This window comes from Stieleria marina (assembly GCA_007741555.1).
In the GTDB taxonomy this organism is placed as follows: domain Bacteria; phylum Planctomycetota; class Planctomycetia; order Pirellulales; family Pirellulaceae; genus K23-9.
Genome location: CP036526.1, coordinates 1,263,207 through 1,281,746, shown reverse-complemented (window position 1 = coordinate 1,281,746; position 18,540 = coordinate 1,263,207). Strand labels below are relative to the sequence as shown.

Below are 18,540 nucleotides of genomic sequence, written 5' to 3'. Positions count from 1 at the left end.
TCTGGGATGAGAAAAATTCGATCCTTTATCGCGCTCCCTTTAGCTGGCAGCATCAGCGGCGGAGCAGCAAAGCTTATTCGTAAATTGAGCGACTTGGACGGGGGTATCAAATGGGTGCCCACCGACAATCTGCATTTGACGTTGAAATTCCTGGGCGACGTGGATAACACCGAAGTCCACGACATCTGCGAAGTCATTTCGGACGTCTGCTACCAGTTCGATCCGTTTCCGCTGAAGTTCGTCGGGACGGGCGCTTTTCCCGACCTCGACCGTCCTCGCGTTCTGTACATCGGTGCCGAAGACCCCACCGGAGCCTTGGTGGAAATGGTTTCCCAGATCGAAACCCAACTCGCTGATCTAGGCTTCAAACCGGAACCGCGCGACTATCGGCCGCATCTCACGATTGGACGTAGCCGAAATCGACGGATCAGCGCCGAAGCATTGGAAGTCCTGCAGGATCACGCCGAGAAAGAGTTTGGCGAAATGGAAACCGACGTCGTCGAACTGATCGCTAGTTTCCTGGACAAAGGCGGTCCGACCTACAACGTGATGGACACCATCGAACTGGGCGAGTAAGTCTCGTTGCTAAATCTCGCTGCCTGGGACGCGGCGACTACTTCAGCATCTCGCGAATCTTGGCTTTCAGCTTTTTCCACTGCATGGCTTCGGGCCAATTGTAGAAACCTTCGATTTTGCCATCCGCATCGACCAGCACAAAGCGGTCGGTATGAAACTTCTTGTCGACCGGCAACTGAAAAATCTCGCTGCCCACGCGGCGGATGTAGGTCAAGTCACCCGTCATAAACAACCACTGCTTGGGGTCAGCGCCGAAACGCGCGGCGTACTCTCGCAACACTTCGGGTGTGTCCGTTTCGGGATCGACAGAGATAGCGACAAAGCGAACACCTTGGCCCTCGAACTCCGTTTGCAACTCTTTCAGCCTCGTGTTTTGAGTGACACAACTGGCTGGGCAGGTGCTGAAGAAAAAGCTGATGATGTACGGCTGGCCCTTGAGATCTTCGCTCGAAACCTGCTTGCCACTTCGTTCCGTCAGCTCAAATCGACTCAGCCACTCTTCGTCCTCAGGAGGATGCGACGGGTCGGGGTTTTCAATCGCCGCCTCGCTCTCGCTGGGGCCATCGTTGGTAAAAACCACTTCATCGGGACCGGGACCGTCAGCTTGCCGAGCCGGCTTGAAGGCTCGAATCGCCAGTCCAATACCAGCACCCAATAGCAGAATCAACAGGAAATGGACGACGGTGCGCATGGATACGATTGACAAAGAGAGTGAAGGGCGGGAGTAGCAGCGATTGCTACCAGAACACTCGGATCGTGATGATCAATAACAGGGCAGGCAAAACCAACAGCGACGATCGAAGCAGCTTGCGTGCATTTTGATCATCCGCTTGTTTGGAGAATCGCAGCGACGCTTTCAACATAGGAAAACAAGCCGCGATGACTCCGATAGTTGCGACGATCGGCATCCACAAACCACCGGGAATCCAAGCCAAGGTGACGCCACACGCGATCAACGCCAACGATCCCGAAATGCTTTGCCAGCCAGCCGATCGGCCCGTTGGTTCAATTGTCGTCGTCATGACAAAACCTGCTTCGCCGTATTGGCGGCGGTACATCCATGCGATGGCCATAAAATGCGGGTATTGCCAAGCGACCAAGACGCCCACCAACAACCAACCAGTTGCATCGCTCATCGTGCCGCCGGTTGCCGTGTATCCGATCAAAACAGGTAAGGCGCCGGCGATGGCACCGACGGTTGTGTTCCAAGCCGTTCGCGTTTTCATTGGCGTGTAGACCAGCACGTACAACATCCAAGTCGCAACGCCGGCGATAGCGGGTGCGTTTCCGAATTGCACTGCCAACAAAACCGTCCCACATACTCCCAGCAAAAACGCAAACATCGATGCTGGTAGCAAACGAACGCGGCCTGCTGGCAAAGGACGCTTTGCGGTGCGAAGCATTTCGCAGTCGATCACACGCTCCCAAATTTGATTCGCGGCTCCGGCGCTTCCAGCGACCATGGCGGTGCCCAGTAGCAGCCATAGCATCGTAACGATCGCAACCAATCCGCCTGCTCCGATCATGGCGGTGGCTACCGTCGTGACCAGGATCATGGTGACAATTCGAGGTTTCGTCAGTTCAACGTAGTCACGCAAAGTACTCGTTGCCGTTTCATTCTTGGGCCTTTCAGCGCTCATTGCGTTTGACCCAGATGTCTTCGCTGCAGGATTCACCGCAGGAATGTTCGATGTCGCAGTACTGATTTCTAGCGCACGAGGGCCATCTACCGAATCGGAGTGAACGGTGGCGGCGTCGGCGATCATCACGTCGGTTGACATCGACTTGTCGAAACAGAAAGAGGAGAAGAAAAACTAGTGGATGTTCGTAGCCGAAATCGCCGGAGCGGGATCAACTGAAACGTTATCGGCGTCGATAAAGTCGGCGTCGATTAAACTGCCGCGCTGAATCTCTGCGGTCGTGGATTGGTTCGCGTTATGTTTCGTTGGCAACTTCACTGGCTGACTGTGAACAGTAACGCAACCTCCAGGATCGCACCCAGATCATCGTTGATACGGCCAAAATCAGTGAGCCCGTTGCCACATGAGCCGTTACCACGATCGAATCCCAAAACCCCTTCGCCCGGATCAGGAAACCCGTTGCGCCTGGGAAACCTTGCAGAAACGTCGGCCAGCCGTAATTGGCAACCCAAGTTCCTGTCCCCAAAACGATTTGCAGCAGCACTAATCCTATCAGAGCCGCCGCAGGCCTCCAGAGCGTCAAATCGCCGCAGCAAGATTTTAGCTTCCGCATCCGCCAGTACCCCACCGCGGTCACCGACCACAGCACAAACGCGGTAACAACGTGAAAAACGACGATCGTGGCAAATCCATCCGGTCTCATCGTCGGCTGAACGTGTCGCAGCTGAGCCCCCAAAACCAACTGGGTATAGCCCAAAGCGACCAATACCAAACCCAAAATCACAGTCGATCGCGGCACCTGAGCGAGTTCTGTGATCGCTGATTGACCGCGATCCGCTGGGCAACTGTCACGCCAAGAGCGGCTGGTCACCACGGCCAAGGCGACGCACGCAGCAAAAAAAGCAGGCCCAAAACAGCCGTGGACCATGGCCAGCGTCCGACTCATTTGCACGACTCGGATGCCCCCGAGTGCGCCTTGAAAGATTACCGCCAGCAAAACAGCGACGGCAAACCAGAACACCCAGCGACGCGTTTCTTTCAGATAAGCGGCCACCGCCAATCCAATCGCGACAAACCCAACGACGGCACCCAGCAGGCGATGCCCATGTTCGATGAACAGATCAAACGGCCCCAGCAACCAAGTTTTGTACGGATACAGAAAAAGGTTGTAGCCGTAGGTGTTGGGCCAATCAGGAACCGCCATTCCCGCATCGTACGTTGTCACCAGGCCACCGACCCAAATCAAAGGCCAGACCAAGCAGACCGACAGGACCGCCAAACGGTGGACGATCCGCGATGACGATGGATCGTCTTTGGTCAGTTCAGCGGAAGAGGGCTCGGGCTCCATGTTCATTTTCAGTCTTTCTCGCCGCTTCAGTCCTACGCACAACCGCGGCGTTGTTGCATCATCGTTGTTTGCGTGCGAACAACTTTTCGCCCAAAATTCCGCCCGTGACGGCTCCGCCAGCACCAAAAATTGCGCCGGGAATCATCCCGCCCCAACCGGCTCCAAACATGATGCCCAATCCGATCACAAGCCCCAGGATGGAACAGATCGTTCGGTAATTGTCTTCAGTCATGAGTCGTGTCTATTGAAGGGTTCGGCCGACAGAGTTTCTGATTCTTCACGGTAATGTATCTCCGGGCTGGGAGCCGAGCGATTGTACGTAGTGGACCAAGTCCCAGACTTGATCGCTAGTCAATCCCGTTGCAGATTCTTGCTTGGTAATTGTCAGACTTGGCATCGGAGTTCCGGCGATCCCCTGACTGATTTGCCGGTAAATCGCCTTGCCATCCCCCGCACCACGCAGGACGCCTTGGTTTAATTGCCGCGGTTTGATTTGGCGAGGCCGCAGCGCGCCGGCTTGTCGAAAGGGCTTCATCGCGTCGCGGTTCGTCGGTGTCAGGCCAATGCGACTGGAATACTCTTTTGCCCAGTCGTCAAAGTCCAACGTGACCGCCGCGCCATTGCCGCCTGGACCATGACAGCCGACACAGTTAGCAATCTGTCCGTGGAAGAGATCCTTTCCTCGCGCGATCGAATCAGTATTGCTCGCGACTTCCTTGGGAACGGGCACGCCCCGCTTGGACGCGTCGAGCCATGATTCAACGATCTCACCGACAATCTGGTGAACGTCAGCGTCCTCGATCAAAAATTCACTTGAATCGTCTTCGCTGTCGTCGTAACCCAGCTCGTCAATTGCAAACGCCAACAGCTTGCGTTCCGCTTCACCGCGGACAGACAGATAGACCAAGTAATCGGTCAACGCCGAAACGTCCGCTTCGCTAACGAGTGCAAACGAAGGCATTCCGGTTCCCTTTACACCGCGATGCAGCAACCCAACCAAGTCGTCGCGAGTTGGTTTCGCCGAACGCTCAGTGGATTTCCACTTAAAAACGCCCGCTTGAAAATCACGTGGATACGGATTTTGAAAAACGGCCGCCGGCCCAGCCCCCGATCCGGATACTCCGTGGCAGGCGACACAGTGCTTGTTGAAGAGTCCAAAGTTATTGCCTTCGCGATCACTAAAAATCGGGCCTGCCGCAGCCGTCAGAGATTCGCTTTTGACCAACGATTTTGCTTCGCCGTCGAATATTTCGGAAGGCCAAACAGGACTCTCGGGGGTACCAAACAGCGATCTGATGACTTCCGCAACATCTCTCTGAGCCAGTTCAGTGCGCACGTCTCGAGAATGAGCTAGCGTCAGCGCATACACATCGTTGGCCGGAAACTGATCGATCGCAGCGTCACAGCCAATCGCAAGTAACAGACAGAGAAGAATAACAGGACGCATCAAAAAGGTTGGGCCGGAGGGAAATAGGGGGGGACAGCAGTAGGTGGCTGGCAGCAGCACATCGACCAACCACAGGCACCTATTCAACCGCGAAAACGTCTGCAGAACAAACGCGCCGATTGTCGCACCAGCGTGGATTGCCGTCCAGCGACGCTCATTGCCGTGTGATTTACGGACGATTTCTTCGGGGTACGAATAAGGAATTCGTTGGTGCCCTCGAACGGGGAGCGGTCATACCGAGGCGATTCAATTGGCAGATCCCTGGGGCAAGCGCAGAACCAACTGCCCAGCTCGCCTATGATCTCATCTGCTAACGTCAACCGAATCTTTCCCAGCATCACCTGCCAATCGCCACCATGTTTCGATCGATTCTGTTTTGGTTGGTCGCATCATCTGGGATCGCGTTCTTTTGGCCCGCCGATGCAGTGGGTTTCAATCCGTTTGGCCTTTCACGAAATCTACTTTGGACCCTCATCATCGCGACGATGTTTTCGCTGGGGACTCTGGTGCGACCCGTGGAATTGCAACCACTTCGATCGCGTCCTTGGTGGGTTGGACTGGGCGTCGCGGCGCAGGTTTTGGTGATGCCATTAGCGGCTTGGCTGGTTACGAAACTGATTCCACTGGATCCAGAACTTGCCGCCGGAGTCATCTTATGCGGATGCGTCCCCGGTGCGATGGCGTCCAACGTTCTGACACACACCGCCGGCGGCAGTGTCGCCTATTCGGTTTCATTGACGACCGTCGCCACCTTGCTGTCACCGATCACCGTACCGGCCGTGCTGTCAATCGTGACGGGCGCGACGGCTCAATCATCGACCAATACCGCATTGATTCTGACGCTGTTGGTAGCCCTCCCAACCGTGCTGGGCTACATCGCATCGCAAAAACTGGCGTGGCTTCAACCCATCGCCAGTCGCTACAGCGGCAAAATCGCATCGGTGGCGTTGCTGTGGATCATCGCCAGCGTGGTCGCGTCAAACCGAGACAAATTGCAAAGTGTCGGCATGCTCTTACTCCTTGCGTTGTTAACGATGAACTTAGTCGGTTACGCGGCCGGCTACTTGCTGGGCGGGAGTGCCAAGTTGCCCGAATCGTTTCGCCGTGCTTTGTCATTAGAAGTCGGCATGCAAAACGCAGGCCTGGGGACCGCGTTGGCCGTCACCCTGTACGGTCCCGAAACGCTGGCCACGATTCCTACTGCCGCCTACACGTTCGGCTGCATGTTGACGGGCACCCTGCTTGCGATCGTTTGGCGACGTCAAGACGGGCTCGTGGATGAAGAGTTGGCGTAAACAAGCCGCTCCGTCCGGACGCGACTTTGACGATGGCAGTCCAGGCCTTATGATCATCGTGTCCCTGCTCGATATCACTCGACCGCACGAATACTCATGGCTCAAGGCCTCTCCAGTTCTTCCATTTCGACCGAATCGTCCCCGCGTCCGGTGGCGGTGATCGACATTGGTGCGACCAGTATTCGGATGGCAATCGCAGAAATCCACCAGGACGATGTGCGAACGCTCGATACGCTTGTTCAATCCGTGGACCTGGGCCGCGAAGCATTTGATGACAGGCGGCTGTCTCGCAAGAGCATTGAAAAAACCGCTTCGGTTTTGAAACAGTACCAGCGTGTTCTACAGGAATACGGAATCACTTCGCCCGCCGATGTCCGCGTGGTCGCGACGTCAGCGGTTCGCGAAGTCTCCAATCGCTTGGCCTTCATCGACCGTATCTTTGTAGCGACCGGGTTGGAAGTCGAAGCGCTCGAAGAAGCCGAAGTCAATCGCATCACGTACATGGGAGTGATGCCCCATTTGATGAATCAAAAGAAACTAGCCGACAGCAAATCGGTCGTGGTCGAAGTCGGTGGCGGTAGCACCGAACTGCTGGTCATCCGCGGCGGAAACGTCCTGCACAGTCAATCGTACCGACTGGGATCCCTGCGTTTGCTCAAGACGCTGGAGACCGGTCGCCTGACTCCGCTGCGCCGTCGATCGATTTTAGAAAGCCACATCAAACGCACGCTGGTGCAGATCGCGGAACAGGTCAACCCAGACCAAAAAATTCAACTGGTTGCGATCGGTGGCGACATTCGTTTCGCAGCTCATCGATTGCTCGAAAACTGGGACGGGGTTTCGCTGGCGAAGTTGCCGACCAAAGACCTTGCCAACTTGACCGATCAAGTCCTGAAACTGGATGAAGACGAGATCGTAAGACAGTTCGGCGCCAGTTTTATCGAAGCGGAAACGTTGGTCCCCGCGCTATTGGCTTACACGATGCTGGCGCGGCACTTCGAATTGCAACACTTGTACGTTTGCGAAACCAATTTGCGCGACGGCTTGCTGCACGATATGGCGGTTGGCGGAAGCTGGACAACAGAGTTTCGAAACCAGAGCGTACGTTCGGCAGTCTCGCTGGGACGCAAGTTTGATTTTGACGAAATGCACGCCCGAAACGTGGCTGAACTTTCACGCAAACTGTATGATCAACTGCAAGATGATCACCAACTCGACAGCCGCTACGAAGTGATTTTGTATCTTGCGGCATTGCTGCACGAAATCGGCATGCTGATCAATGTTCGCAGCAACCATAAGCACGCGCTGTATGTGATTCGCAACAGCGATTTGTTTGGATTGTCCAAAATCGAGTTGCTACAAGTCGGGCTAGTGGCCAGGTACTATCGCCGAGCGTCACCACAGTCGTCGCACCCCGAGTACGGATTGTTGCCACGCGAAGAACGAGTCGCGGTATCCAAACTGGCTTCGTTGCTGCGCCTGGCCATTGCGCTGGCGGACACGCGCAGCGGGCGAATCCGCGAAATCGAATGCGAACGCGAAGGAAAACGACTGGTCATTAACGTTCCAGGCGTGGAAGACGTTTCGCTGGAGCAGATTGCCATGCGTCAAAACGCAGGACTGTTTCGCGACGTCTTTGGGATGCCTGTCTTGCTGCGATCGGGCAAGTAGCTTTCACGCGGGCGCCCGACACAGCCTGCCATGAATTGCTCGGCGAAGTGTCAGACGAATTGCTCTGCCAGCGCGCAAAGTCGCTCTGCCTTCGCGCAAAGACTGTCGCTTGGGCCAGAAGAATGCGCTTAATTTTGCATCTCGCGATTTTCATGAGTGCTGTCAGCTACACTGAACGACTGCGACCTCGCTTCTTCAATTGAATCTCGACGAGAAGGCTATGAATGCCGCCAAAGTCTGTTTCTCCGAACGCCTCAATGGCTACCTGTCTGCTGGAGCTTTCGTTTTGACGTTTATTATTTTGCCGGGTGACCTTCTCGCCGATGACCCGTATATGGAAGTGCGCGAGCGACTGGTTCGTGAACGCATCGAGACGGCCGGAGTTACCGATTCGCGCATCCTGAGTGCAATTCGCAACACCCTGCGCCACGAATTTGTCCCCAAGGTGGATCGGAAACGGTCTTACTTTGACATGGCACTTCCAATCGGTAGTTCGCAAACGATCAGCAGTCCATTCATCGTGGCATTGATGACCGAAGCGCTGGATCCACAACCGTCGGACAAGGTTTTAGAAATCGGCACCGGCAGTGGCTATCAAGCCGCCGTGCTCAGTCCGTTAGTTGAACACGTTTATTCAATCGAAATCGTTCCGGAGTTAGGCGAGACCGCCGAAGCGACACTGAAGCGACTGGACTACCAGAACGTGTCGACTCGTGTGGGCGACGGGTTCTTAGGTTGGCCCGATGCGGCACCGTTCGACAAAATCATTGTCACGTGCAGCCCGGAATCCGTGCCCCAACCTTTGATCGACCAATTGCGTGAGGGCGGTCATATGATCATCCCCGTCGGCGAACGCTATCAACAGACGCTGTTTCGGATGACCAAAAAAGAGGGCAAGCTGGTCAAAGAGGCGCTTCGCCCGACCCTGTTTGTTCCCATGACAGGTGAAGCGGAAGACAACCGCGAACAACTGCCCGATGCGGCCAACCCCCAGGTCATCAACGGAAATTTTGACGAACTTCCTCAAGGCGATCAGGCCAAAATCGTCGACTTCGTACCTGGCTGGTACTACGGTCGTCAGGTTAAACAGCAGACGAACGCTGCCGGCGATTCGACGAGTGGCAAAAACGGTCCTCAAGGCGCTCACTTTGCGCGATTCCAAAACGAAACGCCGGGACTGAATTCTCACTTGCTGCAGGGCATCGCCATTGACGGCCGCGAAGTCTCGATGCTCCGGCTAAGCGGTCGTGCACGAACCGACGGTGTGAAGAAGGGACCGACCCCCGAAGCTTTGCCTGCGATTGCAATCAGTTTGTACGACGCACAGCGGCAAGATCTGGGCACCTTCGCGCTGGGGCCCTACGGCGGAACTCGGTCGTGGCGAGGATCTAGCCGCCTGATTCGCATCCCACCGACGACCCGCGAGGCGATTTTGCGGGTCGGTTTGTTCGGAGCGACGGGCACGGCTGATTTTGATTCGATCGAAATTACGCGGATCGATTGAACCAAATCTGACAAATTGGCAGCAATTCAGCGGCCCGCATCAAACTCCCCTTATTCTACCCGTCCCCTCTGGGACACAAATTTTGCCCCAACTGCTTGAACGGCGCATTTGATGCGTTATCTTCTTGCAAAGAAAGTTCTCCGCGCGGGGGGACACAAGAGGGTGGATTTTCCACGATGGCAAAATTGACAGGAAAGAGGGAGTCTGGATTTCATGAGTTATCTTCGTGTTTGTGCTTACTCCGTGGCAGTTGCCGCGGTGTTGAGCTTCTCGTCCACGGCTGATGCAGGCGGTTCGTCTGGCGGATCATCTGGCGGAATGAGCACTGGTTCATCTGGCGGAGGCGGTCTATTTAGCGGCTTGCGTGCTCGCTTGGCATCTCGCGGATGCGGTGGTTCATCTGGTGGACGTATCGGCATGGGCTCCAGCGGTGGAAGCTCGGGCGGTATCACGCTGGGTTCGACCGGCGGATCATCCGGCGGCGGTGGCCTCTTGGCTCGCCTGAAAGCTCGACGCAGCTCAGGCTCCTGCGGTGGAAGCACTGGATCAGGATCGTCTGGCGGTTACGTTGCAGCACGCTCGGCATCGTCCGGCGGAAGTGTCGGATCCGGTTCGTCGGGTGGACGCGTTGGACCCTTGAAAAATTTGATCGCCAAACTTCGCGCACGCCGTTCATCGGGTAGCAGTGGCGGATCCAGCGGTGGCTACGTTTCGAGTGGTAGTTCTGGCGGAAGCTCGGGCGGATCCAGCTACATCGCGACGCCTGTTTCTTACTCGGCACCTATTACGTATTCGCAGCCCGTTCAAACGATCTCTTACGGAGCATCCGCTGACAGCTACGAATCACCCGTTATTCAGTCCAGCTACGATGCTTATTCGCCCGTTGGCGAAACCATCATCGACGGCGGATACGATTCGGGCGTGATCTTGGACAGTGGTTCTTCGGTTCTGGAATCAGGTTCGATCATCGACTCAGCTCCTATCAACACCGGAGCTTCGATCGACACGAGTGGCCAGTCGGTTTCTCATGAAGTTCGCAAGCCTGCAATTGATTCGGACGCAGCACTCCTGACGGTAGCCGTTCCCAACGATTCCGCGAAAGTAACTGTCAACGGTCACGCGACCAAGAGCAGCGGTTCGGTTCGTCAGTTTATGTCACGTGGTTTGGAAGACGGATTCGTTTACACCTACGTGGTCAAAGTTGAATACGATTTTGATGGTCAACCAACGACCGACAGTAAAGAAGTCAAACTTCGCCCAGGTCAAACTGAGCAAGTCGTTTTCGACGCTCAGCAAACGACAGCGAAGCCTGCGACTGAAGACACGACCGTCGTCGAAGCACAGCCGGTAACCACCGTCGTCAAACTGCACGTCCCATCGGGCGCTACAGTGAACTTGGCTGGTACCGACACCAACGGCAAAGGAGCGATTCGCACGTTCCGTACGAAGTCGCTCAAGGCTGGAGAAAGCTGGAAGGACTACACCGTTCGCGTCACAGCAACCGTCGGTGGTCAAGAAGTCAGCAAAGAGCAGACCGTCAATGTCGCTGCCGGTAGCACGATCGAACTCTCATTCGATTTCGATGCCGCTGACGTGGCAAAAAACTAAAGCTGATAGGGAAAATGGCATGTCACTAGATTGACGCGAGTTTTTCCGTTTCAGATTCAAATCGAGCCGCGTTTTCATGCAAATGGGAACGCGGCTTTTTTCGTGCTGTTTTGGGACACCACATCCGACCTGAACGTCGTAAATGCATTGTTTTGCGGGATCAGAGCGGGCAAAGCCTGTACTTCAAACGCCTGGTAGTTACCGTGGTTCGTTGACGCCGCCTTTCCATTGACGGCTTGCAATTGATGAGCAATAAAACGCCCCATCTCCTCGAAATGCTCCGCCAATCTCGATCAAACCACGATGTCTTCTAGCAGCGATATTGGCCAACAGAGCGACGAAGCTTCTCACCCAGCCGACGCTGAAACCCCAGTCCAGCGAGGCAACTGGAAGCGTTCGTTGATCAGCGTCTTGATCATCGTTCACTTGCTGGCAGTCGCACTGCCACCGATGATGTTTCAAAGCGGTGGATCAGCGATCGTGACGACACTCCTGAGGCCGCTGCGTGCATACACCGAGTTTCTGTATCTCGACCGCGGCTATGCTTTCTTTGCTCCCGATCCGGGCCCTAGCCACTTGATCGACGCGGCAGTAACGCAGAGCGACGGACAGCGCACGGAAACCAGGTATCCCGATCGAGAACAACAGTGGCCGCGACTGCTGTACCATCGGCATTTCATGCTGGCTGAATTTCTGACGGAGATTTATCAGCCGCCCGGGCCGCCACGCGAACTGGCCCAGATCGACCGTCCCGCTGCCGAGCAGTGGGTCAGGCTTCGTGCCCGATACGAACATGTCCGCCAGTCCTTGGTTGACCACCTCCGCACACAGAACGATCGCAAGCCCGTCGCCATCCGGCGTGTTGAACACCTGATCCCGAGCGCTGCCGAATTTCACGCCGGCGACTTCGCCCTTAACGATCCGCTGCTTTACGAAGTCCTGCTTGACCTACCGATCACGGTCGCACCACCGCAAGTCGTTCCCACCGAATCGATTCCCGCCCCTGCTGCCGTCCAAGACTTAACGGCGCCAGTCGACGATGCATCGAAAGATACTGCTTCAAAAGACGACGCCCCCAAGGAAGCACCAGATAGCGAGACTGACGCCCAGCAGAATGCTGATTCGGAAGTCACACCGGAACCAGACACAGCAGGGGTTAAATCGTGATCCTGCAGTCGCAAACCGAACAACCCAAAAACTGGCTGCTTTCCAGCTGGAACACCTGGGACCGATTCTGGTTCACACCTCGACAGCCCCATGTGCTGGGTCTGCTGCGCATTTTCACCGGCGCGATGTTGCTCTACTGTCATCTCGTGCTGGCTTCGCAGCTGACCTCTTTCTTAGGTGACACCGCGTGGATCAACAACGACACCGCCATGCAACTGCACGATGGCGCGTTTGGGATCGCCGATGCCGGACATAGCTACCTTTGGTATCTGGACAGCCCATCGCTGCTGTGGAGCCATCAGGTACTGACCATCCTGGTAACGGCTTCGTTCATGATCGGGCTGCTCACGCGCATCACCGGACCGGCTGCTTGGTTCCTGCAACTGATGTACATCCACCGGCTAACAGGAGCGTTGTTCGGCCTGGATCAGATCGTCACGTACACCGTGATGTATTTGATGTTCACGCCATGCGGCAGCACGTTTTCGGTCGACACATGGATTCGTAAAAAATTCCTCAACAAGATCAGCTCCAGCCCCAAACTGGATTGGCTGTTCCCCGATGTGCGTCCCAGCGTTGTCGCCAACGTCGCTACACGACTGCTGCAAATCCACCTGTGTGTCATTTATCTGTTCGGCGGCCTAGCCAAAGCTCGCGGAGATTCGTGGTGGGATGGAACCGCGGTTTGGTATGCCATCGGCAACTATGAATACCAGTCCATCGACATGACGTGGCTGGGGGCGTATCCGCGAATCATCGCCGCACTCTCCAACATCACCCTGTTTTGGGAAGTGTTCTATTGCGCGTTGATTTGGCCCCGGTTGACTCGGCCGATCGTGCTGGGATTGGCGATCGCCGTTCATGGCGGCATCGCTTTGTTCCTGGGGATGGCAACGTTTGGTTTGATGATGGTCGCGGCCAACATGATCTTCATCGAACCAACTTGGCTGACCGGATTCGGGGACGACCCTGTCGACGATCCGATCGATGATCAAAAGGAACAAGAGGAGATCGACAACTTAGTCGCCGACCTGGGACCAGGCAGTGGCATCCATCAAGACCAGGACTTGAGAGCGCAAAAGCTGAAACAGGCGGAGAAAAAAATCCGTGCCAAGTATGCGAAACTGAAATCGCGTCACGCCCTGGTCAAAGAACGCGAAGCCAAATACCGCGAACGCGTAACGCGTCTCAAACGTCGCGAAGCAAAAATCAAACGCTACGCGGAACGTCGCCAAAAGGCAAAAAAGCAACGAACCGACGAACAGGAATGATCCTGTTTTTCCAATTCGATGCCAAATCGACGTCGGCCGCGCTAGACTTGTAGCAACGATTCGCCCGTCATCTCTGACGGTTTGTCCAAGCCCATCAGGTCCAACATCGTCGGTGCAATGTCAGCCAGGCGACCACCGGGGCGAAGCTTTTTGCCTTCGATGCCTTCTTCGACAACGATCAACGGAACATCGTAGGTCGTGTGTGCCGTGTGCGGGCCGCCGGTCACAGGGTCGATCATCTGTTCGCAGTTGCCATGGTCAGCTGTCACCACCAACGATCCACCTTTGGCCAGGGTTGCATCGACGATCTTGCCGACACAGGCATCCACGGTTTCCACCGCACTGACAGCCGCCTTGACGACTCCGGTGTGCCCAACCATGTCCCCGTTGGCAAAGTTCACGATGATCATATGAGCCGTACCCGCTTCGATTTCCGCTAGTACTTTCTCCGTGATCTCCGCAGCGGCCATCTCAGGTTTTTGGTCGTAAGTCGGCACGTCGCGAGGAGATGCCGCCATGCCATGTTGTTCGTGGGGAAACGCATCGTCGCGGTAGTCATTAAAAAAGAACGTCACGTGGGGATACTTTTCGGTCTCCGCACAGCGAAACTGATTCAGCCCCAAACTGCTGACATAGTCGCCTAAGATCGACGGCATCTTGGCACGTTTTTCAAAGATAACGTTGACTGGCAATCCCGTTTCGTACCCGGTCATTGTTGCAAAATACAGGTCTTTGATTTTCTCGCCGCGGTCGAAACCGCCACCTTCGATTTCAGCCCACTGGTCATCGGGAAGTACAAACGCCTTGGTGATCTCACGCGTGCGGTCGCCGCGATAATTCAAGAAAATGATTGCGTCGCCATCTTTAACCAGTCCCGATTCCGTTGGTTCAATGCTGGTTGCCGTGATGAACTCATCGCCCGTCCGATTGGAATCGCTAGGTGCGTCGTAGTATGCCTGGATTGCCTCAGAAGCCGACGCTGCGGAACGATCGGCTCCTCGTGTCATCATGTTGTACGCGGCTTCGACACGTTCCCAACGAAAATCACGATCCATTGCATAGAAGCGACCGATCACGCTGGCGACGCGGCCGACACCAGCCGAGTCCAATTTTTCTTGAATCTGCCCCACGTAGTTGATACCGCCTGTTGGCGACGTGTCACGACCGTCGGTGATGGCGTGGATCGCGAATTTTTTCAGACCACTCTGTTTGACCAAATCGACAATCGCCAGCGCGTGATTCAAATCACTGTGAACTCGGCCATCGGACATCAGTCCCAGCAGGTGAAGTGTGCCGCCACTGGCTTTGACGTGGGCGACGGCTTCTTGCAAAACCTTGTTTTCAAAGAAGGACTTGTCGCGGATCGCCCGGGTGATTCGCATGACTTCCTGGTCCACAATTCGCCCGGCTCCAATGTTTTGGTGGCCAACTTCGCTGTTGCCCATGACCCCCGCAGGCAACCCAACATCTTCGCCAGAGGTTTTGATCAACACGTTGGGATACTTGTCCATCAACCGATCCGACACGGGAGTGTTGGCCAGGTGCACAGCGTTTGCGTGATCCCATTCGCTGTGTGGGTTCTCGCCCCAACCGTCACGGACGATCAATACAACAGGTTTTTTGCGGACTTCGGTCACGACACAGATCTCAACAATCAGGGAACAGAATCAGGGAACAGCCAGTCAATTCATCCCCAATCCTAACGCACGCCAATCGACGTCGGAACGGTGGGTGCTTTGGCCAAAATCCGTTACCATCCAGCTCAACCGGTCCTCTCAGCCACGTCTTTTAAACCACCTCCTCGAAACCTCGCCAGAGAGCACAACCACATTTCACTTCCGCGTTTCCAACAGACGAATCTCCCTGTCACTGCTCTAGCGCCGATCGATGCGCTGCGCGGTTCGCTGGAGCAGATCCGCGAATCGTGGCAAACCAACCAAACGCAACCCACGTTGCTGACGCTTCCCGAACGTTTGCATGGCGAATACCAATCACATCGTGAAACGTCGCCTCTGGGAAGAGTGTTTCGGATCGCCAACAGCATGCAGGACCAGATCGACGCAGTGGTCGTGGTTGGTGACAGTTCGTCGTTGGCAGCAACGCGAGCAATCTTCAGGGCCTGTTGCGACCCGATGCACAACGAACTGACTCGAGCAGAACGCGGAAGTCGCCCGCGCATTTATTTTGCTGGCGACACCGACGACATTGATTCGCTCAACTCTCTGTTGCATCGCCTGTCGACGCCAACCTGCGAATCGGCGCCCAACGCGTTCGCCCTTGTTGTGATCAACGAAGACGACAACGCCAGCTACGTGCCCAAAGTCCTCCCGCATTTGCTGGACACGTTGCACAGTCAGTTGCGTCAGCAGTCCGACGCGCTGCTACCGCGGTTTTTGATCCCGTTTGCAAAGCCTGGCAACTGGCTGGATACACTCGCTCGGTCAATTGGGTGCCACGAAATTTTCGACGCCGGCGATGATGCTTTGACGCTCAACCCGTTGGCACTGGCCAACCATCTGCCAGCGGCGATGCTTGGACTCGATTGCATGCGACTGCTTGGCGGCGCGCATGAAATCAAAGAGCACTTTCTGAATACTCCGGCCGATCAAAACATCGTCCTTCAGTATGTCGCTGCCTGCCGACAATCCAGGTCGAACCTGGGCCTGGTCCAGCGTGTCTTCAACGTGCCGTGTTTGGCTCTCGAATCGTTTGGACATTGGTACGAACGGCTCGTCACGACGACGGGTGGCAAGATCCAGCAAGAGCGATTCCAGACTCGCGTTTGCCCGCAAGACAATCATCGCCGCCCGCTGCTGTCGACCGATACGCTCGTCGTCGACCTGAAGGTTCTATCAACGCGGACCGATGCTCCACTCACTCGGCAAGTTTGGTTCGGCGACGACGTCGTGGCAGAGATAGCAAACGAGCGTGAACTTCAGGCACCAACCGCCTGCGCGACGATCTGTCCATCAGTCAGTCTGACAATCCCCCAAATCGACACGTTCACCATGGGGCAGTTGTTTCAATGGTTCTTAATCGCGACGGCAGTCGAAAATGCGATCCGCGACTCGGGTCGCTAGTTTCGGATTTAGGCGTTTTCGACCTGCCGTTTCAGGTAACTCCTTCGGCGTGAATCGCTGCGTGATCTTTGGGCGGCTTGGTTTTCGTTTCGCCCATCGATAGACTGATGCGACTTCGTAAGGTGCGCTCCCGATGAGCCTGCTTAGGAGCCCGATCCGGCGTTGATTACCCGGCCGTTTGCTCCGATGATCTATCTGCAACTGATCTATCTGCCGGAAAATTGATATTCGATGTCTGCTGTCGACAAACTCTTTGCTGATCTCCGTTCAAAGAACACCAAGGCACTGATGCCGTTTCTGACGGCAGGCGACCCGAATATCGAAACCACCCAAGCCATCTTGAAAGAGATCGGATCGGCGGGAGCGAATTTGTGCGAAGTCGGAGTCCCGTATAGCGATCCGATCGCCGATGGCCCGACAATTCAAGCTTCGTATCAGCGAGCTTTGGACAATGGGTTTCGGTTGCAGCATGTGTTTGACATGGGAGCAAAACTCCCGGCCGATGGCATGCCACTGGTCACGATGGTCAGCTACGCAATCATCTTTCGCACGGGCCTGAAGCAGTATGTGCAGCAAGCCAAGGCCGCCGGCTATGCAGGCGCGATCGTGCCGGATCTGTTGGTCGAAGAAGCCGACGAATTCGCCCAGGTCTGTCGCGATGCTGACTTTAGTTTGATCCAGCTCGTTACGCCGACGACACCACGTGAACGACAAGTCCAGATCGCAAACTCTTCTTCGGGTTTCTTGTACTACGTTTCGGTCACCGGAATTACTGGCGAGCGAGTCGAACTCCCCAAGGACCTGACTGACAACGTCCAGTGGCTGCGTTCGCAAACGGACCTGCCGATCTGCATCGGTTTTGGAATCAGCGGCCCCGAGACCGCCGCAAAACTGGCCCCCGTTTCCGATGGCTTGATTGTCGGCTCCGCGGTCGTGCGACGAATCGCAGCGGCAAAGGATGCGGCCGAGGCAACCGAAAACGTGAAGTCATTCGTTGGTGAACTACGCCAAGCAATCGACAACGCTTGATCGATTTTTCCCAAAACACTTCTTTGACACGGCCGATCACTCGGCCAAGTGTTGCGACCGATACAGACGGACCTCTTTACCAATCCGTACAGCTTTTCTAGGCAGAAAAGTGACCGTAGTCGGCGAACTTTAGCGAAAACGCGTGCTATGTTTTTTTGGCCCAACGCACAGCACCCTTTCAATCTGAGCCGCCCGCAAACTTTCGCACGGGCAGGTCGGCTCCGCTCTCCGCTAAGGAATCATATTATGGCATCGTCCAATCCATCGAATAAAGCTACTGCCACCGAAACCCAAATCGATGTCGATACCGCCGTCACCATGGACCGTCGCCGGGACGAGCGTCGAGAAGGCAATCCAGAAGCGTTGGACACGGGCGTCATGAAAAGCCCTCGCCGCAAGAAGCAGCGTCGTCGTCACATCGACCCGACCACTTGCGAACGTGACTACAACCAAGACGAAATTGATTTCATGCGTGCCATGGACGATTACAAACACAACTCCGGTCGCATGTTCCCAACTTGCAGCGAAGTCCTGGAAGTGCTCCGATCGATGGGTTACGTGCGGTTGACCGAAGAGCAAGCTGACATGTTTCAGTCCGATGAGTTCGATGCAGACTGCGACTACGACGCCAGCGGATGCGAAGACGAATCAGAAGAAAACGCCGACGCGCTGGACGCCTAAGCGAAGCCATTGAAGGCCGCTGACTTTGCTTTCCAGCAATGGCAATGACATCTTTTTCAGGGTGGACTCCAAGACGCTTTGTCCTGGTAGCCACCCTTTTTTGATACCATGATTGCAAGCGATCGATTGGCATCAAACTTTCATGCGAGCTGGTCGATCTGCCGCCCAGGCTGACGAGCACTCCGCTCCGCAAGCTCGGCTAGTTTTCTAATCGACAGTTCCC

Annotated in this window: 16 protein-coding genes; 10 read left to right on the top strand and 6 right to left on the bottom strand. The window is 55.5% G+C overall.

The window, feature by feature from the left end; genetic code table 11:
• The first annotated feature begins 6 nt into the window (after positions 1-6).
• Entirely contained in the window at positions 7-576 is a 570-nt protein-coding gene (gene thpR, locus K239x_RS04575) for an RNA 2',3'-cyclic phosphodiesterase (RefSeq protein ID WP_145416458.1), read from the top strand.
• A 37-nt stretch (positions 577-613) separates the two neighbouring features.
• On the opposite strand, the gene K239x_RS04570 is transcribed toward thpR, so the two are convergent.
• From K239x_RS04570 to K239x_RS04555, 5 genes are all read right to left on the bottom strand, one after another.
• The gene (locus tag K239x_RS04570; protein ID WP_145416457.1) at positions 614-1,267 is read right to left on the bottom strand and encodes an SCO family protein; all 654 of its coding nucleotides are present in this window, start codon (positions 1,265-1,267) and stop codon (positions 614-616) included.
• Positions 1,268-1,313: 46 nt separating this feature from the next.
• Entirely contained in the window at positions 1,314-2,357 is a 1,044-nt protein-coding gene (gene cyoE, locus K239x_RS04565; RefSeq protein ID WP_145416456.1) for a heme o synthase, read from the bottom strand.
• Between the two features lie 154 nt (positions 2,358-2,511).
• Complete coding sequence (locus K239x_RS04560; protein WP_419189670.1) at positions 2,512-3,570, bottom strand: COX15/CtaA family protein; 1,059 nt, start codon at positions 3,568-3,570, stop codon at positions 2,512-2,514.
• Positions 3,571-3,622: 52 nt separating this feature from the next.
• A complete protein-coding gene (locus K239x_RS28260) occupies positions 3,623-3,796 on the bottom strand; it encodes a hypothetical protein (protein WP_419189669.1) in 174 nt (57 codons plus the stop codon).
• A 45-nt stretch (positions 3,797-3,841) separates the two neighbouring features.
• Entirely contained in the window at positions 3,842-5,011 is a 1,170-nt protein-coding gene (locus tag K239x_RS04555; RefSeq protein WP_145416455.1) for a cytochrome c, read from the bottom strand.
• A 356-nt stretch (positions 5,012-5,367) separates the two neighbouring features.
• Between K239x_RS04555 and K239x_RS04550 the strand changes: the two genes are divergently transcribed.
• The 6 genes from K239x_RS04550 (at position 5,368) to K239x_RS04525 (ending at position 13,527) form a co-directional block, all read left to right on the top strand.
• A complete protein-coding gene (locus tag K239x_RS04550) occupies positions 5,368-6,306 on the top strand; it encodes a bile acid:sodium symporter family protein (protein WP_145416454.1) in 939 nt (312 codons plus the stop codon).
• 96 nt (positions 6,307-6,402) lie between these two features.
• On the top strand, positions 6,403-7,977 hold the full coding sequence (locus tag K239x_RS04545) for a Ppx/GppA phosphatase family protein (protein WP_145416453.1): 1,575 nt from the start codon (positions 6,403-6,405) through the stop codon (positions 7,975-7,977).
• A 220-nt stretch (positions 7,978-8,197) separates the two neighbouring features.
• Positions 8,198-9,481, top strand: coding sequence for a protein-L-isoaspartate(D-aspartate) O-methyltransferase (locus tag K239x_RS04540; protein ID WP_145416452.1), 1,284 nt, complete (start codon positions 8,198-8,200; stop codon positions 9,479-9,481).
• A gap of 213 nt (positions 9,482-9,694) precedes the next feature.
• A complete protein-coding gene (locus tag K239x_RS04535) occupies positions 9,695-11,089 on the top strand; it encodes a TIGR03000 domain-containing protein (protein WP_419189668.1) in 1,395 nt (464 codons plus the stop codon).
• Between the two features lie 303 nt (positions 11,090-11,392).
• Positions 11,393-12,256, top strand: a complete 864-nt coding sequence (locus K239x_RS04530) for a hypothetical protein (protein ID WP_145416451.1) — start codon at positions 11,393-11,395, stop codon at positions 12,254-12,256.
• Entirely contained in the window at positions 12,253-13,527 is a 1,275-nt protein-coding gene (locus K239x_RS04525) for an HTTM domain-containing protein (protein ID WP_419189667.1), read from the top strand. Before K239x_RS04530 ends, K239x_RS04525 begins: the two co-directional genes overlap by 4 nt.
• Before the next feature lie 41 nt (positions 13,528-13,568).
• On the opposite strand, the gene gpmI is transcribed toward K239x_RS04525, so the two are convergent.
• Positions 13,569-15,164 (bottom strand): 2,3-bisphosphoglycerate-independent phosphoglycerate mutase, encoded by a 1,596-nt coding sequence (gene gpmI, locus K239x_RS04520; RefSeq protein WP_145416450.1) that lies wholly within the window; start codon positions 15,162-15,164, stop codon positions 13,569-13,571.
• Positions 15,165-15,263: 99 nt separating this feature from the next.
• On the opposite strand from gpmI, the gene K239x_RS04515 reads away from it, so the two are divergent.
• The 3 genes from K239x_RS04515 (at position 15,264) to K239x_RS04505 (ending at position 18,317) form a co-directional block, all read left to right on the top strand.
• Positions 15,264-16,607 carry a hypothetical protein gene (locus K239x_RS04515; RefSeq protein ID WP_145416449.1) on the top strand — a complete coding sequence of 448 codons (1,344 nt, stop codon included), beginning with the start codon at positions 15,264-15,266 and terminating at the stop codon, positions 16,605-16,607.
• A gap of 231 nt (positions 16,608-16,838) precedes the next feature.
• A complete protein-coding gene (gene trpA, locus K239x_RS04510; protein ID WP_145416448.1) occupies positions 16,839-17,636 on the top strand; it encodes a tryptophan synthase subunit alpha in 798 nt (265 codons plus the stop codon).
• A gap of 246 nt (positions 17,637-17,882) precedes the next feature.
• Positions 17,883-18,317 carry a hypothetical protein gene (locus K239x_RS04505; RefSeq protein ID WP_419189666.1) on the top strand — a complete coding sequence of 145 codons (435 nt, stop codon included), beginning with the start codon at positions 17,883-17,885 and terminating at the stop codon, positions 18,315-18,317.
• Positions 18,318-18,540: the final 223 nt, after the last annotated feature.

Excerpts from the sequence above, each read along its gene's own strand:
- cyoE (WP_145416456.1), bottom strand. The coding sequence starts at position 2,357 with ATGTCAACCGACGTGATGATCGCCGACGCCGCCACCGTTCACTCCGAT.
- K239x_RS04555 (WP_145416455.1), bottom strand. The coding sequence starts at position 5,011 with ATGCGTCCTGTTATTCTTCTCTGTCTGTTACTTGCGATTGGCTGTGAC.
- K239x_RS04560 (WP_419189670.1), bottom strand. The coding sequence starts at position 3,570 with ATGAACATGGAGCCCGAGCCCTCTTCCGCTGAACTGACCAAAGACGAT.
- K239x_RS04505 (WP_419189666.1), top strand. The coding sequence starts at position 17,883 with ATGGCATCGTCCAATCCATCGAATAAAGCTACTGCCACCGAAACCCAA.
- K239x_RS04550 (WP_145416454.1), top strand. The coding sequence starts at position 5,368 with ATGTTTCGATCGATTCTGTTTTGGTTGGTCGCATCATCTGGGATCGCG.
- K239x_RS28260 (WP_419189669.1), bottom strand. The coding sequence starts at position 3,796 with ATGACTGAAGACAATTACCGAACGATCTGTTCCATCCTGGGGCTTGTG.
- trpA (WP_145416448.1), top strand. The coding sequence starts at position 16,839 with ATGTCTGCTGTCGACAAACTCTTTGCTGATCTCCGTTCAAAGAACACC.
- K239x_RS04530 (WP_145416451.1), top strand. The coding sequence starts at position 11,393 with ATGTCTTCTAGCAGCGATATTGGCCAACAGAGCGACGAAGCTTCTCAC.
- K239x_RS04535 (WP_419189668.1), top strand. The coding sequence starts at position 9,695 with ATGAGTTATCTTCGTGTTTGTGCTTACTCCGTGGCAGTTGCCGCGGTG.
- K239x_RS04570 (WP_145416457.1), bottom strand. The coding sequence starts at position 1,267 with ATGCGCACCGTCGTCCATTTCCTGTTGATTCTGCTATTGGGTGCTGGT.
- thpR (WP_145416458.1), top strand. The coding sequence starts at position 7 with ATGAGAAAAATTCGATCCTTTATCGCGCTCCCTTTAGCTGGCAGCATC.
- K239x_RS04545 (WP_145416453.1), top strand. The coding sequence starts at position 6,403 with ATGGCTCAAGGCCTCTCCAGTTCTTCCATTTCGACCGAATCGTCCCCG.
- K239x_RS04540 (WP_145416452.1), top strand. The coding sequence starts at position 8,198 with ATGAATGCCGCCAAAGTCTGTTTCTCCGAACGCCTCAATGGCTACCTG.